The organism is Streptomyces sp. ISL-1, assembly GCF_018614585.1.
GTDB lineage: Bacteria > Actinomycetota > Actinomycetes > Streptomycetales > Streptomycetaceae > Streptomyces > Streptomyces maoxianensis.
Window position 1 is genome coordinate 51,358 of sequence record NZ_JAGGOI010000004.1, and the last position, 18,290, is coordinate 69,647.

Here is an 18,290-nt window from a genome sequence, read left to right on the forward strand (position 1 = left end):
AGGCTCGGGCACGGCTACGGTCGCTGACCGCGCCTGGGCCGCGGGTACGGCGGCCGGGGGAGGCGGTGTTGCGGGTACGGCGGCCTGGGGAGTGGCGTGCCGGGGAACGCCAGGGGGCTCGACCGGGCCCGGTCCTTCGTTGAGGAGGACCTCCATCGCCGCCGTGCCGACGGCAGGAGCCTCAGCGGTCCAATCGCTCGGCGGCTGCAAGCCGGAGTCGTACGCCCCGCATTCCGGGCACGTCACGGTGCCGTTGAGAGTGCGGCGGCAGGGGACGCAGTAGTCCATGGGTTCGACCGTTCAGTGCGTGAGTCGCGGGCAGGAACCGTGGTGCGCCGACCGGGCCGGGCAGCAGCCCGCGGTCGCGCGGCGCCGGGCGTCGTGCAGAAGGATCCTTGGCATATGCGAACCTCGCTCACTCACCGGTCTGGGGATGGGTCACCGGTTATCGAGGTCAACGGGGCCCGGCGAGTCACTGTTCATCCGGCGGCCGAAACGTGGGATACGTAACTCCTGCGGCGGTCACACCTGTTCACGCGAGTGCCCCCGCCCGGCACCCGGAGCGACAGCCAACGGCCTTCCGTGCCGGCTGCGTTCACTTCCCGCACCCAACGGGCGGTGCTGGGCGGCCGGAACACGGGCCGCGAACCCACCGGCCGCTGCGGCTGTTCGCGGGTGCGGCGCGCCCGCCCCTACGGGGGATTCGCGGACGTGGCCCGGGTGATGGGCCACACCAACGTCGAAGACCGTCTGCGGCGGGCCGACGTGTGCCTGCCGGCCGGTTGCCGGATCGCGCTCCAGACGGGCGTACTGCTCGGTGGAGACCAGTGATCTTCCGCTGTCCATCACCTGGCGCACCCGCTCCACGGACTTCCGCGCGTCCTCGGCGACCAGCAGGGCGCCCGTGGGCATTCCCTGGAAGGAGGCGGCCGGGATTCCGGTGAACCGCCCGATCGCCCTGTTGACCCGCAGAATCGTCATCTCAGGGCTGTGGACGACCAGACCGATCGGGCACCGGCGGAACAACCCGTCGAGGACCGCGCCGTCCCTCTGCCACTCGAGGACCTCCGCCGCGGGCGCCCCGACGAGCAACCAATCGCGCACATGGTCACCGCGCAGCAGCTCACCTGCCCGGAAACCCATCTCCACGAGCCGGCCGCTGCGATGCCGCACCGCCAGTACGCCGAACCAGCCTCCCTCTCTCCTGCACGTCGCCGCGGCTTCCTTGGCAGCCGGCAGGTCGCCTGGGTCGATCAGGACATCGAAGGCCGGACGGCCGATCACCGCAGACTCCGGGTAGCCGAGCACCTCCTGGGCCCGCCGGCTCCAGCCGACCACGGTTCCCCGGTCGTCGAGCACCGCCGAGGGTCCCCTTCGGCGAGCCGCACCAGAAGATTCTTACGCCCCTCCAGGCGGGCCAGCCGGCGTACGACGTCATGTCAAGACGCCGCGGGAGGAGGGAGTTCCGGTCGGCGAGGAGGTCGTGCACCTGCCGCGCGCCAAGGTCCTTCCGTACGCGGACGGTAAGTTGGTACTCCGGTCGTAACGATCCGTCCGCCATTACCGCGACGCGTTCGGCGTCGTGAAGTCCGCAAGCCGGCACCGGCAAGCCGAGCTCGTACGATCGTGCCGCGCCGCCTCGACCCCATGAGTCCTGATGGCGCGACCGGAACGCGAGCAGAGCCCGCCTGCCCTTGGATCGGTTCGTCGTCCTGCCGGTGCCGTACACAATGCCTGTTTTGATGCAGGGCGCACAGACATCAGCGAAGGATCCCATGATCTTCATTACCGCCAAGTTCCGAGTCCGTCCCGAGCACGCCGACCGCTGGCCCGAGATCACCTCTGACTTCACCCGGGCGACGCGCGCCGAGACCGGCTGCCTGTGGTTCGACTGGTCGCGCAGCGTGGACGAGCCGACGGAGTACGTCCTGGTCGAGGCCTTCCGCGATGGCGAGGCCGGGGTCGCGCATGTGCAGTCCGCGCACTTCAAGGCTGCGCAGCAGACGCTGCCGCCGCATCTGGTCGAGACGCCGCGCATCGTGAACGCGACCATTCCGCAGGATGACTGGTCGCTCCTTGGGGAGATGGCGGTCCCAGGACAGGAGTAGCTCCCTGTCCAAGCGTCAGCGAGCAGGCGCCCCGTCAACGGCGCGCACTCCGGTCAGTCCACGGGAGCCTGCGTCAGTCCCGCAAACGCCACCTGATTCGCACTTCCCGCCCGGGCTTCTACCAGCCACGGCGGCTCGCGAGTTCGGGGCGCTTGAGCAGGGTCACCAGATCGCGGCGCAACTGCCGGTCCTGGTCGGTCTCCACGGCCGTGTCGAGCTGGACGGTGTCCACTCCGGCCGTCCGGAGGAGGCCGATCCGTTCGGCGACGGTCTCTGGAGAGCCGACGTAGGCCCCGGCGATCGAGCGGCGTACGTAGGCGGCGACCTGCGCCCGACCCTGGTCGGGGTCGGCCCGGCCGCGCTCCCTGTCTCGATCGAGCTGGACGGCTTCGGTCCAGCGAGCGCTGTCGGCGCCGGAGGTCAGACGCAGAGCGTCCCGCGTGATCCGGCGGGCCCGCGCCTCGGCCTCTTCGTCGCTCGCGTCGAGTACGACCGTGATGTGACGCCATGTGATCCTGCTCGGGCCGGGGGCAACGCTCAGCGACGATCTGGCGACGGTCGTACGGCTCCGGGGCCCACAAGGCACCCCGCACGCACGGGTGTTGCTGCTGCGCCGGGCCGAGAGCACAGCGGAGGCCAGCCGGATCCTGCTGGCAGGGGCGAGCGGCTGCTTCCCGCTCGACCTGCCCGAGGACCGGATCATCCGCGCCGTCTCGCTGGCCGCGGCGGGCGGCTCGGTGTTTCTGCCCGCTCCCCCGCCGGCCCGGATCCACCCGGCCAGCCTGGCGGGTCACGCCGCCGAGCCGTCGCCGCAGCACTGCGATCTCACGGAACGGGAGCGCGAGGTGCTGGTGCAGCTCGGCCGGGGTCTGAGCAACGCCGAGATAGAGCGTGAACTGGCGCTCGCCGAGGCGACCGTGAAGAAGCACCTCACGCAGGCGATGCGCAAGATCGGCCAGTCCGACCGGCTGCGGCCGCGCTGTACGCACACCGCCACGGGCTGGCGGGCTGAGAGCACCGGCGTTGGGCGGGCACCCCTGGGCGGGTGCCCGCCCCATGCATGCCCGGCTACCGATGCGGCGGACGGGACAGTTGGCTACCCGGCGCGCGACACGGCGCCCCCGGCAGGTGCCTGTCCAGCATGTGGTCCCCGACGGACGACCTTCGGAGCAGTCGCGCTCACCGTTGGTCGCCGGTGCCGTCGCCCTTCGGGGCTTCTGGGCGGGTCACCGCGCTGCCTAGCGTTGTCCCACTGACGCGACCACAGCGGTCCGTCTCACTTCCCGCCGAAGGAGTCCCCCATGAGCGACGGGCCCGAGTCCTCCGAGCAGCCCCTCGCGTGTGCTCCGCGTACCGCTCTCCTGGCCGCGGACCTCCCGGACGACCGTCGTCCGCCCGAACCCGCCCGCTCTCCCTACCGGACCATGACAGAGCCCGAGCGTTCCGCCCTGTGGCGTAAGGGCTCCACATCTTCAGATACGGCTTCAGCTCGTCCGGCGTCGGATCATGCGGAACCAGCATCATGGGAGGCCGCGTCAACGGGTCGATCCTCTGCACATAGCCACGTGCCCACGGGCGCCGGGCCGGGCCGGCGGGTGGGGTGCTCCCCGCCCGCAGTCGCCCCCACGACGTTGAGGAGAAGACGTTCATCGCCGCCGACCTGTCCACCGCCCAGGGCGCCGCCCACGTCGTCGCCGAGGTGGACGCCCGCATGGGAGGCGTCGACATCCTGGTCAACACCCTCGGCGGCTCCGAGGCACCGGCCGGAGGGTTCGCGGCGCTCGGCGAGGATGACTGGGCCAGGGAACTGAACACGAACCTGCTGGCCGCCGTCCGCCTGGACCGCGCCCTCCTGCCGGACATGATCACCATGGGCAAGGGGGTGATCGTGCATGTCACCTCGATCCAGCGCCGCATGCCGCTGTGGAACGGGACCCTGGCCTACGCCGCCGCCAAGGCCGCCCTGACCACCTACAGCAAGGGCCTGGCCAACGAGGTCGCCCCGCACGGTGTCCGCGTCAACACCGTCTCCCCCGGCTTCGTCCAGACGTCAGCCGCCGACAACCTCGTCGCCCGGATCGCCCACGACTCAGGCATCACCCGGGAAGCGGCGCTGGCTCAGCTCATGGACTCGCTGGGAGGCATCCCCCTCGGCCGCCCCAACCGGCCCGAGGAAGTCGCCGAACTCGTCGCCTTCCTCGTCTCCGACCGCGCCTCGTCCATCGTCGGCGCCGAGCACGTCATCGACGGCGGCACCACCCCCACCGTCTGAACCCGTCACCACCATGAGGACCGTCATGCACGACAACCAGCCCCAGACCATCACCCCGGACGCCCTGCCCGAGGTGATCACCCGCTTACTTGAAGGCGCACCACGCCCACGACACCCCCACAGCGGTCACGGCGTTCACCGGAGACGCCATGGTGATCGACGACGGCGGCACCTACGAGGGCACCGCGGCGATCGAGGGGTGGCTGGACCGAGCCGCCACCGAATTCACCTACACCATCCGCCTCACCGACGCCCAGCAGACCGACACGACCCACTACCTCGCCACCCACCACCTCGAAGGCAACTTCCCCGGCGGCACCATCGACCTGCGCTATCAGTTCACACTCCGCGACGACCTCATCGAACGCCTCGTCATTGAACCTTGAGTCCACTCCTTCGCCACTTGTTGTCCCTTACGCAATGAGTTGCGCTCACCCAGGACCGCCGGGCCCCTACGGACGCGGTGTGCGGTTGGCTAATCCGGGGGGACCATGGAAGCCGAAGCACTCACCAGATAAGGGGGCAGCCCACAGATAAGTGGACGGGCCACGGACCGCAGCGGGGTGACAGCCCAGGTCCGGCAAGGGGAAGGAGCGCCCGCGTGAGCGCAGCCGATGGGAGACCGGCCGACGCCGGTCAGCCGGAGGGACGGTCGTCGCAGCCGAGCGGGCTGATGGACATCCTCGGTGTCGCCGCGGTGCTGCTGGATGCCGATGGGCGCATCGTCTTGTGGAGTCCGCAGGCTGAGGAGCTGTACGGCTACACCGCCGAAGAGGCGCTCGGGCAGTACGCGGCGTCACTGCTCGTCCACGAACAGCACTGGGAACTGATGATCAAGCTGTTCGCCCACGTCATGGGGACCGGTGAGAGCTGGGCCGGAGCGTTCCCCATCCGGCACAAGGACGGCAGTACTCGCCTGGTGGAGTTCCGCAACATGCGGCTGCTGGACGACCGCGGCGACTTCTATGCACTCGGGCTCGCCACCGACGAGCCGACGTTGCGTGAGCTGGAGCGGGATGTCGCGCTGTCCACCCGGCTGGTCTCCCAGTCCCCCATTGGGCTGGCCATCCTCGACACCGATCTGCGGTACGTGGCCGTCAATCCCGCCCTGGAGCGGATGCACGGCATCCCCGCGAAGGATCACCTCGGCCGGCACTACCGCGAGATCATGACTTCCGCGAAGTTCGAGGTGCCCGAGTCGGCGATGCGGCAGGTCCTGACGACCGGGATCCCCATGGTCGACCAGTCCACTGTCGTCGGTCATACCCCTGCCGACCCGGACAAGCACGCCTGGTCGATCTCGCTGTACCGGCTGGAGGACCCCCAGGGGCGTGTGCTCGGGGTGGCCGACCTGGTGGTGGATGTCACCGACCGGTATCAGGCAGCCATGGAGGCTGCTGAGGCCCGGCGGCGCCTGGCCCTGATCGCCAACGGCTCCGCGCGCATCGGCACCACCCTGGAGGTGGGACAGACCGCCCGGGAGCTGGCCGAGGTCACCGTGCCCGAGCTCGCTGACGTGGTCACGGTCGACGTGCTCGACTCCGCCCTGGACGAGTACCGCCCTGCCCCCCGCGACGGCCCCGCGGTCTTTCGCGCCCTCGCGGTAAAGGCGGCCTACTCCACCGTAGCCGTCCAGGCCGTCGATCCACCCGGCCAGACCGCCGCCTACGACGCCGACCGTCTGGCCACCCAATGCGTACGCACCGGCCGCCCGATCCTGATCTCCCATGTGGATGACGACGATCTGACGCGCATCGCCCGCGACGACCACGCTGCCACTCTGCTGGCCCGCGCCGGCATGCACTCCTACATGCTGGTCCCGCTCACTGCCCGCGGCCACATCCTCGGCTTCCTGGGGCTCACCCGTGCCCGCGACCCGCTGCCGTTCGACGAGGACGACCTCGCCCTCGCCGCTGAGCTGGGCTCCCGCGCCGCCGTGTGCATCGACAACGCCCTCTCGCACCAGAGCATGCGCAACGCCGCGGAGATCCTGCAGCGCAGCCTGCTTCCGGACCACCCGCGCCACCTTCCCGGTCTGCAGATCGCCTCCCGGTACCGGCCTGCACAGGCCACCTACGAGGTCGGCGGCGACTGGTACGACGTTCTCCCGCTCGACGGCGACAAAACCGCACTCGTCGTGGGCGACGTCATGGGCAGCGGCATCGACGCGGCCGCCACCATGGGCCGCCTGCGCACCGCCACCAGCGCCTTCGCCGACCTCGACCTCGACCCCGCCCAAGTCCTCCAGCACCTCGACAAGATCACCTCAGGGCTGGAGAACTACATCGCCACCTGCCTCTACGCCGCCTACGACCCACACCGCGCCGAATGCCACATTGCCAACGCCGGCCACTTGCCTCCCGCCCTCGTGCGCACTGGCCAGCATCCCGAACTGCTCGACCTGCCCACGGGCACTCCGCTCGGCGTCGGAGGCGTCCCCTTCGAAACCACCAACTTCAGCCTCGCCCCCGGCGACCAGCTGGTTCTGTACACCGACGGCCTGGTCGAAACCCGCGACCACCCCATCGACGAACGTCTCGATAACCTCCTCCACCTGCTCGACAGGCCCGACCGCTCTCTGGAGGAAACCTGCGACCGGCTCCTTCACGAACTCCGGCGTCCCGACGACCCCGATGACGTCGCCCTGCTCATCGCCCGCGCACAGCCCTTCACGCCCGACTCTGAACATTTTGGATGACTGGAGGGATGGGTGAGATCAGACGCACTGGCCGGAGCTGGCGCTCGATCCGCCTCGTCTGACAGTGCTCTCGGCCAGCCGTCCGGCAGAAACGACCCGATCAGAAAACGGCCCGGTCCAGCTGGTCGCCACACTGATCATCGGTGCGGGGGCGCCAGCCGTTGGATCCTGCCGTGGCGGCGCACCGTCGGGTTCTGCAGGAAGCACGGCTGTCACTCGTCGACGACGTCGTCCGTCTCACCGTCGGTGCCGTCGTCAACGTCTGACAGTGCCAGCCGGCCACCCAGCCGGACGAGAGCGTCGGCGACTGGGCCTGGTACCCGCTCGACCAGCTGCCCGACGGCCTGTTCGTGTGCTGCGTCAAGATCCTCACCGCATGGCGCCCCGACCTGCCCATCGACCACACTCCCGCGAGTTTCACCCCCTACGTCCATCGGACGACAGCCACGGCAAGTCAAAGACTCAAGTGAGAGCGCCTACGCCAGCTGGTACAGGTACGCCGCCATCAAGTGCCCAGTGATCAAGCCGGAGCCGCCAGGACATCGCCGAGAACCGCCTGTTCCTCTGCGACATCACGGCCCGCACCCTCCACCAGGGCATGGTCCTACTGGGTATCAGGACACCCGAGCGTCTCTGACGACCGCGCGGCGGCAAGCTCCCCGGGCGGGCAGCTCACTTCACGCTCGTTGCCGCCGGTTTTCCCACTCGACCATGCAACGGCGCTCACCCTGTTACCTTTTGAGACCCAATGGTCATCGAGGGGGACTGCGGATGTCCGGGGGACGGACGACGCGGCGAAGTTCGTCATGCGTCGTGTTCGATGTGGGGTTGGCGCCGGAGCACCTGCCCGCGGAATGGGCCGAAGGTCCGCTGCCCGCGTTACTCACCGACGGGTCGGCCGCCGACCGTGACCGGCGTCTGACGTACTTTGAACCCCGCGTCGGCGAGTCCCTGTTCGGCACCCCGGCCCACCCGTCCCGCTGGCACCTGCGCCGCCCGGCCGACGCGGACGAACCCGCCGTGGAGGCCATGGAGTTACTCCGCGTGCCCGCCGTCGCCGGTCTGCGGGAACATGACGCGGGCCTCTGCGTCCTGCACGTCCACCTGGGCGACGACCCGCCGACCGAGCTGGCTGCCCTCGCCGCCCTCCCCACCGACCACGCCCGTCTGGCGAAGCTCCTACCGAGGGGCGTACGGGTAGCCGACGAGGCGAGCCGCGCCTGGACCCTGGCGCATGTGACGTTCCCGCAGGGTCCGCCGCCTGCGGTGATGCCCGCCGCGTACGCGTCCTGGGGGACGCACGACCAGTGGCTGTGGCTGCTGGCCTCCCGCAGCCCCCTGGACCGCTTCGCCCCCGACCCCCAGGACACCGGGCTGTTCGCCGGGCGGGTGCGGTTCTCCGCCGACTGGCAGGCGCTGGTCCTGCGGGACGGGGCCGCGTTCGTCGGTCTCTCCCCGGACCCGGGCGGCGACCGGACGTTCCACGCCACCGCCGCGCACCACGTCCACACCCTTTATCTCGACGTGTTCCTGCTGGGCCGGCTCCAGCACCTGGGCGCCAACTCCCTCGCCAACACGGTCTCCGCGCTGACCGCGCGCGAGTCCGACGCGCAGCGGCTGCTCCAGCTCGAAGGCCGCCTGATCGAGCTGCGCCGGGCCTTATGGTCGTCCCACATCACCTCCCGGGGCAAGGCCAACGAACTGCTCGAACGCTTCCAGGAACAGCACCGCCTGGACCAGCTGCTGGCACACACCGGAACCGGCCTCGCCGAGACGGCCCGCTATGTGGAGGCGGCCCGCTCCCGCCGGATCTCCGTCGCGCTGGGGCTGCTGTCGGCGGTGGGACTGCCGTTCGGCATGGCGTACGCGGCCGGGGCGCTGTGGGGCACGCCGGGACCCTGGACGCTGCTGGTCACCACCATCGTGGCGCTGCTGCTCACGGTCGCGGCGTTCGTACTGCTCCCGCCGCTGCGAGGGCTCGTGTCCGACACGGTGTGGGACAGGGCGGAGGACTGAACGATGGCCCTGGTGGCGCTCTACCGTTCCGCTCCGCTCAGGCAGCGGATCGCCAAGGGATATAGCGTGTACGTCCCCGATCCCGGCCCCGGCCGGGGCGCCGCGGACCTGGTCACCGCACTGCTGGCCAACCCGCCGCTGCTCCCCGCCGGCCCGTCCGAGCAGCCGTACGCCCTGCGGGGCAGCGCGCGCACCCGCGGTGCGCTGTGGATCGACACCGGCCGCGTCTCGCTGCACGACCCGGCGGCCCGCGCACACGCGGCCGAAGCCCTGGCCGCGTCCGTGGCCCAGGTGGCCGCCGACGTCCGCCACCGCGGCGGCCTGCTGCTCCCCACGGGCTGGCAGCAGCAGCCCGACCCGGTCGCCGGGCTCTGCGCCGACCTGCACTCCGCCGAGGTGCTGAACCCGGTCCAGCGCGAGGTGTTCACCAATCTTGTACGGGAGCACACCGCACCTCTCATCGCCCTGACCGGCCGCCAGCTGTACGGCCCCAGCGGCGTCGCACCCGGTGGCTCGGCTCGCCTGTCACGCTCGTTCGACCAAGTCAGCGCCCGCTATCTGGACTCGTGCGCGCCGGAGCACCTGGAGCGGGTGCGCACCAGACTGCGCCAGGAGGAGCGGGTCGGCCGTCTGGAGGTCATGGACGTCAGCCCGCTCGGGGTGCCGGAGGTGGACGCCGGCGGGGATGTCACGGTGCGGCTGTTCGACGCCCAGGTCACCGTCGCCAGCGCTCTGGCTCACGCACTGCTCGTGCAGGCCCTGTCCATGTGGTCGCGTGACCTGGAGCGCACGGGACGGCGGGTGCGTCAGATGCCGCAGCCCCTGGTCGAGCAGAACCGCGCCCGGGCCATCGCCCACGGCCTGGCCGCCGAACTCCCAGTCGACCAGGGCAGGCGCGTCGAAGGGCCGCCCAAAACGCAGCCCGCCGGCCGTGCGGTGCGCGCGCTGGTGTCCGAACTGATGCCGCACTTACGTCAGCTGGACGCGACGGCCGACGAACTGGCCCCCCTGTTCCTCGGCGTGGAGCTGGCCGAGTCGGCGGCCACCTCCGGCTTTGTACGCAACGAGAACGACCTGCTGGCCCACTGGCACACCGACGACCGGACCGCCCTGGCGCCCGAACGCCTCGCCCAGGGCCTGGCCACCCCGGACTGGCTGACAGCGGACCACCTCAGTGCGACCAACAGGTCCCTCGCCCCCGGTAGTTGGGCGGCGGCCCGTATCTGGCTCACGGACCGCGTCACGGGGCCCGCGCCGCAGCCGGACCGGAACCATGAGGCGCAGCAGAAGCGGAAGCCGGAGCCCCGCCGGAAGCCCGACCGTCCGGCGCCCCTCACCGCCGACCAACTCCTCGACCGTCTCGCCAAGCCGGACATTCCCGCGCCCGAGATCCTGGACGCCCTCCGCTCCTACTGCCGCACCGGCGGCGCCCTCGACCTCACCCGCCCACTGCGTTCCCGCGGCCGGGACGAGGCGCGGGCATTGCGCCGGGTGCTGCGGCCGCGCGCCGGGCAGCGGGTGCGGTACGAGGAGCCGCCGGCGTCGTGGGAGGACGCCACAGCAACCCGTGCCCTCCGCGCCGCGGGCGAGCAGGGGGTGGCGCTGATGCACTGGGACCTGCCCGCGCAGGACCGCGCCCGGGTGCGCGAGGCGCTGCGCAGGATGGGCCGGGCGCCCGGCGGCGTACGGGCCGTCCTGCTGACCGACGCGACTTACACCGCCCGCGAGGACGAGAAGCGCGGCACGGTCGAGGTGCTGCTCGTGGCTCCGCGTGAGGAGGCCGACCGATGACCCAGCACGCTCCGGTCGTACCGGTGACCCTTGATCTGCGGGAGTTCCGGCGCGCCCCCCGCTCCACGGACGAGTGCCTGGCGCTGTGGGAGCGCCTGGAACCGGCCGTGCTGACGCTGGACCCGCTGGCCGGGCCCCGGGTCCGGTTCGATCTGGGCGACGAGGGCGAGGTCGGGGTCTGGTTCCTCGACCCGGCCACGGCGCCACGGCCGCTCGGCGCCGCCACGCGATTCGCGATCCGGGGTGTCCTGGAGCCCCCCGAGATCCGGCATGCCTGCACCACCTGCCGGGCGGCACGCACCACCACCTACGCGCCGTACAAGTGCCCGGGCTGCGACGAGGGCCAGCGCATGGGCCGCGTCTGCGAGGCGCACGCCGTCTTCCTGGACGGCAGCCTGCGCGCATCCTGCCCCAGCCACACTCCCGCGTGCCGGTGCGGCACGAAGGCGGTCGCCTGGTGCGGCGGCCCGAACTGCCGTACCCGCAAGGCATGGTGCGAGACGCATTTGCGCCGTCATCCCGGCGATCCAACCGTCGCCTACTGCGAGGACTGCTACGCCGAGCGCTTCCCGGCGTGCGAGCACGAGCGCTGCACCGGCAGCGGCTACATCCGCTGCGAGCACCGCACGCTCTCGGCGATGAAGCCGTGCGGTCGCCGCATCTGCACCGAGCACGCCCGGCGCTGGCAGGTATACGGCTCCTACAACCGGGGCCTGGCCCTGTGCACCCCGCACCACCAGCAGCTGTCCTCGACCTCGCCCGAGGGTCTGATCGACATGATCCTGGCCGGCACGGTGGCCCGCAGCGGCCGGGGCAGGTCGGCGACCCGCCGCCGGGTGCAGCTGCCGCGCATCAGCATCGTGCGACACATCCTGATCAACACTCGCAGGACCGTGCTCGACATGGAGGCCATCGACCGCCTCTTCACCACCCTCGAACAGGGCCTGAGCGGCCGCACTCCGCGGGACACGAACCTCTCGACCGCCCTGGACCTGCTCGCCGGGCACCGCGCATCACGACACGAGGACATCGAGCGGTTCCGGGAGCAGCACGTCGAAGGGCGCGGTCACTACGACCGCCTGTTGCAGGAGCTGCGCCGCGGCGGCCGGCACGAACTCGCCAGCGCCGTGGAGTTCTCCGACTTCCGGCCGCGCAGCCGGATCCTGTTCGTCCGGGTACCGGAACACCTCCAGGGCGTCTTCCGGGGGAAGGGCGGTTCGTCCGTCAGGCAACTGGAGCAACGCGTAGGCGTGAAGATTCAAGTGGAGCGCGGATGACTGCCTTCAAGCTCTCGGCGGCCGACACCCGGCTCGTCACGGCGACCGGCCCGGGCCTGGTCGCCGACAACCGGTTCGCCGTCTCCCCGTCCCGGCTGACGGACGAGTCGGCGGGCGTCCTGAAGGTGCACGACACCGGCGGCACCCGTTCGGTGGCGGTACGACTGCTGCCCGCACCCGGCGTCCCCGCCGACGTGGTGGTGGTCCCCGCCGCCTTGGTCCATGAGCACCGCGTCACGCCCGAGGAGGGCTGGGAGCTGGTGTCGGCGGACGCGATCACCCCCGGTGTACTGGAACTCGAACTACCTCCGGGCCCGTCCCTCGACGAAGCCACGACGGTGCTGCACGGCGCCCCGCTCCTCTGCGGCCACGTTTTCGCCCACGGCTTCGAGACGTCCCCCGACGTCTGGATCGACGCCTCCAGCACCCTCTTCCGGGTACGCCAGGCCCTGGACCACGGCGGCCGGCCCCTGCGCGGCCTTTTCCGTATCGGCCCGGAGACCCGGCTGACCCTCTTCGCGCCGGGCGAGCGCAGCGGTGTGGACATCGTCGTGCTGGCGGACTGCAGCGGCTCCATGAGCATCGAGGACATCCCCGCGGTGCCCAGCGACGGGGACAAATGGCTCAGCCGTCTGCGCACGAGCGCCACCATCTCCCGCATGAACGCCCTCAAGGACGCACTCGGCGCCATGATCGATGCCCGGATGCGTTACGACGGCGTGGGTACCCGTTTCGCCCTGGTCCGCTTCGACCACGACCACGAACCGATGTTCCCCAGCCGATGGGGCATGGAGGAGGTCTCGGACGCCCACTCCGTCCAACGCCTGCGCGAGGCCGTGTCCCTCCTCAACTACCGCCAGTCGGGCACGGACATCGGCAAGGCGCTGCACAAGGCCGGTGAACTCCTCCACCGCTACGGCGTCCCCGGCAACGAGCGCCTCGTCGTCCTGGTCAGCGACGGCGCGCACTACGCGCCGATCCCCGACGAACGCAGCGGCGAGTCCGTCTCCGGCACCCAGGACCCGGTGTCGCTCATGGAGGACCTGCACGCGGGCCTGGGCATTCGCCTGCACGTGGTCGGCATCAGCGACGAGGCCCTGTTCGACCGCTGGTGGCAGGCGCAGCGGCACCGCCCCGGCTGGACCCCGCAGGCCCACGAGAGCATGGTGCCCAACCACCGGATGCTGGGCGAGCTGGTGACCGTCGCGGGCGGCGACCGGCAGCGCATCGGCGGCCTGGACGTCCTGGAGAAGTACTTCGCCGAGCTGGGCAGCGGAGTCGTACGAGCCGTGGGCCGCCCGGCCCGCCCCCGCCTGCCCGCACTTCAGCTCACCCCCGAGCAGCTGGCCGCCAAGCCCCAGCGCCGCGCCGCAACCGACCCCCGGCAACGCCGCACCTGGGAAGCAGCGGCCGAGGACGCTCTGGTCGCCTACAGCAGGGTCTGCGAGGCATCGCGGGCCCGCCTCGGCTACCAGCTCCTCCGCTCCTCACCGCCCGACGACTTCGCCCGCCTGCGCCGCCAGTGCGCCGACCGGGCCGACTTCACGGCCTGGCTGTCGGTGGCGTACCAGGTCTTCAACGAGCGCCTGCACACCCCCCTGCGCATTCCCAAGAAGGATCCCGCGAAGGTACTGGACCTGCCTCAGCTCGCGGCACCCTTCTGGGACGGCCGCATGTCCCAGCTGCACGAACTGCGCAACTTCTACCACCACGACCGTGACATGGCGGAGCGCGCCGAGCGGAACCGCATCGCGGGCGGCATCATCCAAAAGCACACGGGCAGCTACGCCCCGCTAGAAGACGACGCCGGCGCCTGGCGCGCGCTGCAACTGGGTCTGGTGCGCGACCTGGCGGCCCTTCTCAACGAGGCCCACGCGATACTCGACGCGGCCCCCGACCCGGAGGCGGCACCGGAGGAACCCCCAGCCGCTGCGCGGGTTGGTCCGGCCGCGGCGGGCGGGATCCGCATCAAATCGCAGGGCTACGACTGATCCCGAACTCGCGCCACACCACTTTGCCCGGTGACCGCTCCCCGAGCCCCACCTGTCGCTCAACGCGGCCACGAGCAACAACCCGCGCCCGCCTTCGTCGGGCTCGTCGGCGACACGCGGCACTCCGGTGCCGCTGTCGTGCACTTCCACACGCAGTACGTCACCGTCGTACCGCACGCGCAGCAGGAAGCCGCGGCTGGGTGGTGCGCCGTGCAGCAGGGCGTTGTTCCTCAGCTCGCTGACGCATACGGGCCGGTCCTCGGCCCGCTCCCACCCCCCAAATGAGGAGTTCCGGCGAGACGGGACCCTTGCCCGGCGTCCGGATGCCCCCTATGGCGGGGGTCGTGCGGGTGCGGGCCTGACCAGGTTGAAGATCTCTCGGGCGGCATAGCGTTTGAGACATCGGATGATCTCGCGTCGGGTCTTGCCCTCCTTGATGCGGCGCTCCTAGTAGTCCTGGGTGCGCGGGTCGTAGCGCCGGCGGGTCTGCACGATCCGGTAGAGGGCCGCATTGGCCTGCCGGTCGCCACCACGGTTTAGCCGGCGGTACTGCTGACGGGCCGAGGAGTACTCGATGGGGCTGACCCCGCACAGCGCGGCGAAGGACGCCTCGCATGGCCGCCCACCGGGCGTTCACCCTGGCCACGGACATCCCGGTCTACTTCTGCGAGCCGGCCAGCCCCTGGCAGCGCGGCTCGAACGAAAACACCAACGGCCTGCTGCGGCAGTACTTCCCCAAGGACACCGACCTGTCCGTCCACACCCGCGAGCACCTCGACGCCGTCGCCGCCGAGCTCAACAGCCGCCCACGCAGGAGTGGCGTTCTTCGAAGCCGGCCACCAAGCAGCACAGGAGGCGAAGGTCCACTCAAGCAAGGACCCGGTCCGGGGAACAGCATCGATCATGATCCGGACCATTCTCGGGCCAGCGACCCCACCAAGGTCTCGACGGGCGCTATTTGCGCTGGTCAGCGATGCGCTGCCGCCGTACCACCAGCGGACGAAGAACCTGCTGGTGTCGTACTCCCCGAAGAAGTTGGGGTTCTTCTAGATACAGAAAAGGGCGCCTGCCCAGGGCGATGCCCGCGGGCGAAACACGCCCTTACTCCCGATGTCCCACCAGTGTGGACCTGGATGCTCTGCCCGGCTTGTGTGGGCGCCGGTGCCGGGGCGGACTGTCGCCCCGGCACCGCCGCGTCACTCCTCGTCGCGCAGCCGCGCCGCCAAGGAGATCAGCGGCTCGGTCTCCTCGGTGTGGCCCAGGGCGGTCAGGCGGGAGACCGCAGCGTCGAGGCGGGTGAGGGCGGGGGCGGGGCGTTCCAGGTAGAGACCCTCCACGGCGCCCGCCAGGCGGACGCACTCGGCCCACTCGCCGGCGCCTTCGTCCTCCCGTCCCGGCTCGCCGAACAGGGCAAGGGCCTTCTCCAGGGCGGCCAGTGCGTCCTCGTACTCGCCTGCGTAGGCGTTGACTCTCCCGTGTTCGTAGGCCAGTGCCGTTTCCAGGGCACGGCCCTGGGCCTCGTATTCGGCAGCGCGGGCCTCGTCGGCTATCCGGCCCGCGTCGGCGAGAAAGGCGAGGGCGCCGGCCAGGCCGTCGGAGCCCTGCTGCTGGGCCTGGAGACGGGCGAGTTCGCGCAGGCAGTTGCTGAGCTGCTCATAACGCGGGGCCTGTGCGTGGGCGGCGAGTGCCTGGTCCGCGACTTCGCGGGCCCGACCGAATTCGCCGGACTCGCCGAGGAGTACGGCGGTCTCCGCGGCGATCATGGCGTGGCTCCCCATGTCGTCGTCCCAGCCGGACGACTCGCCCGCCAGAGTGACGAACTCCGCCGTGGCCGCCTTGAGGTCCTCCCCCGCGTGCAGCGCGCGGGCGCGGGTCAGGCGCAGCTGAGCGACGAGCCGGTTGTCCAACTCTCCGGCGGCGACGTCCGGTTCGGCCAGAAGGGAGTCGATCAGAGCGATGCAGTCCTCGACACGGCCCAGGTCGAGGCTGAGCCGGGCCGCGTTGCTGTAGGTGCAGAACGCATCAGTCCGGCTGCCGCGGCGAAGGTCCGCCTCCGCGGAGCGCGTCAGGTGCCGCAGTGCCTCGTCGGGGCGGCCCAGGTGCATGCAGGCCTCGGCCAGATCACCGTGAAGGCGGGTGGTGTCGACGGTCTCGGCCGGCCAGTCGGCGGCCAGCCGCAAGCCCTCGGCGAGGTCCGCGTATGCGGCCTGCGCGTCCCGGAGGCCGAACTGGAACCGGCCGCGCAGTCCGAGCGTACGGGGCAAGTGCCAGGCGGGGCCGTGCGCCTTCAACCGGTCGAGCAGGGCGTCGATCTCGGTGACCGCGGCGGGCAGGTCGCCGGAGAGGGCGTAGGTGCTGGCCCGCAGCAGCAGGGCGCCGGAGATCTGCCCGGCGATGTCGTGCCGGGTGGCGAACGCGTGCAACTGGTCCACCTCGGCGAACACCGGCGCGACCTGCTCCTCGCTGCCCGAGTTCTGCAGGCGCAGGGCGAGCGCGGTCACCCGCAGCCGCAGCAGGCGGGCCTCCTGGTACGGAGCGAGGCCGGGCGTCTCGTCGTGGAGGCGGACCAGGGACGCGTGCGCGGCGATCAGCGCGGCGGCCTTCGCCTCGGCTCCGTCGGCGCCCTCCGCTGGAATCTCAGCGATGGCGAGCAGGGCGCAGGCACGGGAGAGCGCCGCATGACCCGGCTCCCCGGCGTCGTCGTACAGGGCCGCGGCCTCCTCGTGGAGGGCGGCGGCGTCGGTGAACTCGTCCTTCTCGCCCGCCCGGTTCGCCTCTTCGGCCAGCAGGTCCGCGCGCAGCTGCACGAGCGGGCCCACGGCCGGATCGTCAGGGTGGGTGTAGTCGCGGGCGGCCATGAGCGTGCGCAGCCGCGCCCAGCAGGCATGTGCGTCCGGGTGCCCCTGCTCGTCCAACGTCCTGGCTTGGAGGATGAGTTCGGACAGCGTGTCGGGGACGGCGGCGCCTGCACGGGCAGCGGGCGCGGCAACCGGTGCCGCCGGTGCCACGTCGTCGAGGCTGCGGGAGCGCAGCGTCAGTTCCAGCGCCTCCCGGAGCGGGGCACTCTCGAGGCGGGCCCTGCGGCGGTCAGTGTGGGCCGTGGTTCCGTTGCGGGCGTCGAAGCGGGCGGCGAGGTCGTCGGCGCGGCCGCGGACCTCGGCGCGCAGGCCGGCCACCGTCCAGGTGCGGCCCGCATACCCGGCGGCGGGCAGTTCGCCGTGGCCGAGGAGCTCGACGCGCTGGAGGAGGACCTCCACGCCGGTGAGGAAGCCGAGCAGGTCCAGCGGCGAGTCGACCTCCTCGAACAGGTTCCGGTTCTCGGCGAGCAGTTCCAGGCCGCGTGCCTCGTTGCCGGTCAGCGCGCAGAACTCCAGGTGCCGGCCGACCTCCTGGGACATCGAGGCGTTGCGGCGGCAGCTGCGGTAGCCGGCGAGGTGCAGTTCGCGGGCCCGGTCGGTGCGGCCGGTGCGCAGCAGGGGCAACAGCGCGTACGAGACAGAGCGAGCCGGCTCCTCCTGGCAGGATTCCTTCCCGGCCAGGACGGGCTCCCAGGCGCTGAGCGCCCGCTCGTCGTCGCCCGCCGTGAGGTGGTACTGGGCGCGCTCGCAGATCTCGCAGGCCTCGCAGTCGCTGAACCTGGTGCGGCTGCGGCCCGCCCACAGCTCGTAGGCGAGGGTGGTGTCCTCGCCGACGTGGGCGGCTAGCTGGTACGCCTGTCCGTAGTAGGGCTGGAGGCCGAGGTCGGCCTTCTCGTACCGGTCGCGCATCTCCTTCGTCCACTGGTGCAGGCTGGCCAGCGGTATCTCGGGCAGCGCGCGCAGCGCGTTGGCCACCCACTTGAACCGCCAGAACAGCATGTGGCGCAGGCGCTCGTCGAAGACGTCGGGCTGCTCGTCGAAGAGGGTGAGCAGACGGGCGAAGACGACGGGCGACTTCCGGGGTTCGGAGCCGTAGGTGTACGCCTCCTGGAGTTCGAAGAGCGCGTGGACGAGCGGGACGGATTCCGCGAACTGCTCGGCGGCGTCGACGAGTTCCTCAGCGGTGACCGTGCGGGTGCGGCCGTAGGGACGCCCGTCGTTCTCCCGGAGCGCCTGGAACAGCTCGTCTGTGTTCTGGGGATGGGGTGCGGTCGGCATC

12 protein-coding genes and 4 pseudogenes are annotated in these 18,290 nt (G+C 71.2%); 11 read left to right on the forward strand and 5 right to left on the reverse strand.

Going from position 1 to position 18,290, the window contains the following annotated elements; genetic code table 11:
* Positions 1–522: 522 nt before the first annotated feature.
* Positions 523–1,359, reverse strand: a complete 837-nt coding sequence (locus J7E87_RS36060) for a PAS domain S-box protein (RefSeq protein ID WP_308312814.1) — start codon at positions 1,357–1,359, stop codon at positions 523–525.
* A gap of 416 nt (positions 1,360–1,775) precedes the next feature.
* Between J7E87_RS36060 and J7E87_RS02275 the strand changes: the two genes are divergently transcribed.
* Positions 1,776–2,108, forward strand: coding sequence for a putative quinol monooxygenase (locus J7E87_RS02275; protein WP_215089280.1), 333 nt, complete (start codon positions 1,776–1,778; stop codon positions 2,106–2,108).
* Between the two features lie 118 nt (positions 2,109–2,226).
* Here J7E87_RS02275 and J7E87_RS02280 read toward each other — a convergent pair whose 3' ends face one another.
* A complete protein-coding gene (locus J7E87_RS02280; protein WP_215089282.1) occupies positions 2,227–2,694 on the reverse strand; it encodes an LLM class flavin-dependent oxidoreductase in 468 nt (155 codons plus the stop codon).
* Positions 2,695–2,707: 13 nt separating this feature from the next.
* Between J7E87_RS02280 and J7E87_RS02285 the strand changes: the two genes are divergently transcribed.
* The 9 genes and pseudogenes from J7E87_RS02285 (at position 2,708) to J7E87_RS02330 (ending at position 14,153) form a co-directional block, all read left to right on the forward strand.
* Positions 2,708–3,364, forward strand: coding sequence for a response regulator transcription factor (locus J7E87_RS02285; RefSeq protein WP_308312815.1), 657 nt, complete (start codon positions 2,708–2,710; stop codon positions 3,362–3,364).
* Between the two features lie 344 nt (positions 3,365–3,708).
* Positions 3,709–4,380, forward strand: a complete 672-nt coding sequence (locus tag J7E87_RS02290; protein WP_308312816.1) for an SDR family oxidoreductase — start codon at positions 3,709–3,711, stop codon at positions 4,378–4,380.
* 89 nt (positions 4,381–4,469) lie between these two features.
* Positions 4,470–4,766, forward strand: coding sequence for a nuclear transport factor 2 family protein (locus J7E87_RS02295; RefSeq protein ID WP_251016860.1), 297 nt, complete (start codon positions 4,470–4,472; stop codon positions 4,764–4,766).
* Between the two features lie 215 nt (positions 4,767–4,981).
* Positions 4,982–7,078: a SpoIIE family protein phosphatase gene (locus J7E87_RS02300; protein WP_308312817.1), complete on the forward strand. Its 2,097-nt coding sequence runs from the start codon at positions 4,982–4,984 to the stop codon at positions 7,076–7,078.
* Between the two features lie 538 nt (positions 7,079–7,616).
* Positions 7,617–7,715 (forward strand): annotated as a pseudogene (locus J7E87_RS02310) (DALR anticodon-binding domain-containing protein); the annotation flags it as partial.
* A gap of 185 nt (positions 7,716–7,900) precedes the next feature.
* A complete protein-coding gene (locus J7E87_RS02315; RefSeq protein ID WP_308312834.1) occupies positions 7,901–9,094 on the forward strand; it encodes a hypothetical protein in 1,194 nt (397 codons plus the stop codon).
* Between the two features lie 3 nt (positions 9,095–9,097).
* The gene (locus tag J7E87_RS02320) at positions 9,098–10,885 is read left to right on the forward strand and encodes a hypothetical protein (RefSeq protein ID WP_215089287.1); all 1,788 of its coding nucleotides are present in this window, start codon (positions 9,098–9,100) and stop codon (positions 10,883–10,885) included.
* A complete protein-coding gene (locus J7E87_RS02325) occupies positions 10,882–12,162 on the forward strand; it encodes a KH domain-containing protein (protein WP_215089289.1) in 1,281 nt (426 codons plus the stop codon). The genes J7E87_RS02320 and J7E87_RS02325 overlap by 4 nt, the downstream gene beginning before the upstream one ends.
* Positions 12,159–14,153 (forward strand): vWA domain-containing protein, encoded by a 1,995-nt coding sequence (locus J7E87_RS02330; protein ID WP_215089291.1) that lies wholly within the window; start codon positions 12,159–12,161, stop codon positions 14,151–14,153. Before J7E87_RS02325 ends, J7E87_RS02330 begins: the two co-directional genes overlap by 4 nt.
* Here the strand turns inward: J7E87_RS02330 and J7E87_RS02335 are convergent.
* Both J7E87_RS02335 and J7E87_RS02340 read right to left on the reverse strand, forming a co-directional pair.
* Positions 14,131–14,432 (reverse strand): annotated as a pseudogene (locus J7E87_RS02335) (ATP-binding protein); the annotation flags it as partial. The gene J7E87_RS02330 and the pseudogene J7E87_RS02335 sit on opposite strands and share 23 nt — an antisense overlap.
* 51 nt (positions 14,433–14,483) lie before the next feature.
* Positions 14,484–14,765: pseudogene (locus J7E87_RS02340) on the reverse strand (transposase); the annotation flags it as partial.
* Positions 14,766–14,767: 2 nt separating this feature from the next.
* Between J7E87_RS02340 and J7E87_RS02345 the strand changes: the two are divergent.
* Positions 14,768–14,971: pseudogene (locus J7E87_RS02345) on the forward strand (IS30 family transposase); the annotation flags it as partial.
* 378 nt (positions 14,972–15,349) lie between these two features.
* Here J7E87_RS02345 and J7E87_RS02350 read toward each other — a convergent pair.
* Positions 15,350–18,289: a hypothetical protein gene (locus J7E87_RS02350; RefSeq protein ID WP_215089293.1), complete on the reverse strand. Its 2,940-nt coding sequence runs from the start codon at positions 18,287–18,289 to the stop codon at positions 15,350–15,352.
* Between the last annotated feature and the right edge of the window lies 1 nt (position 18,290).

Excerpts from the sequence above, each read along its gene's own strand:
- J7E87_RS02330 (WP_215089291.1), top strand. The coding sequence starts at position 12,159 with ATGACTGCCTTCAAGCTCTCGGCGGCCGACACCCGGCTCGTCACGGCG.
- J7E87_RS02350 (WP_215089293.1), bottom strand. The coding sequence starts at position 18,289 with ATGCCGACCGCACCCCATCCCCAGAACACAGACGAGCTGTTCCAGGCG.
- J7E87_RS02325 (WP_215089289.1), top strand. The coding sequence starts at position 10,882 with ATGACCCAGCACGCTCCGGTCGTACCGGTGACCCTTGATCTGCGGGAG.
- J7E87_RS02320 (WP_215089287.1), top strand. The coding sequence starts at position 9,098 with ATGGCCCTGGTGGCGCTCTACCGTTCCGCTCCGCTCAGGCAGCGGATC.
- J7E87_RS02275 (WP_215089280.1), top strand. The coding sequence starts at position 1,776 with ATGATCTTCATTACCGCCAAGTTCCGAGTCCGTCCCGAGCACGCCGAC.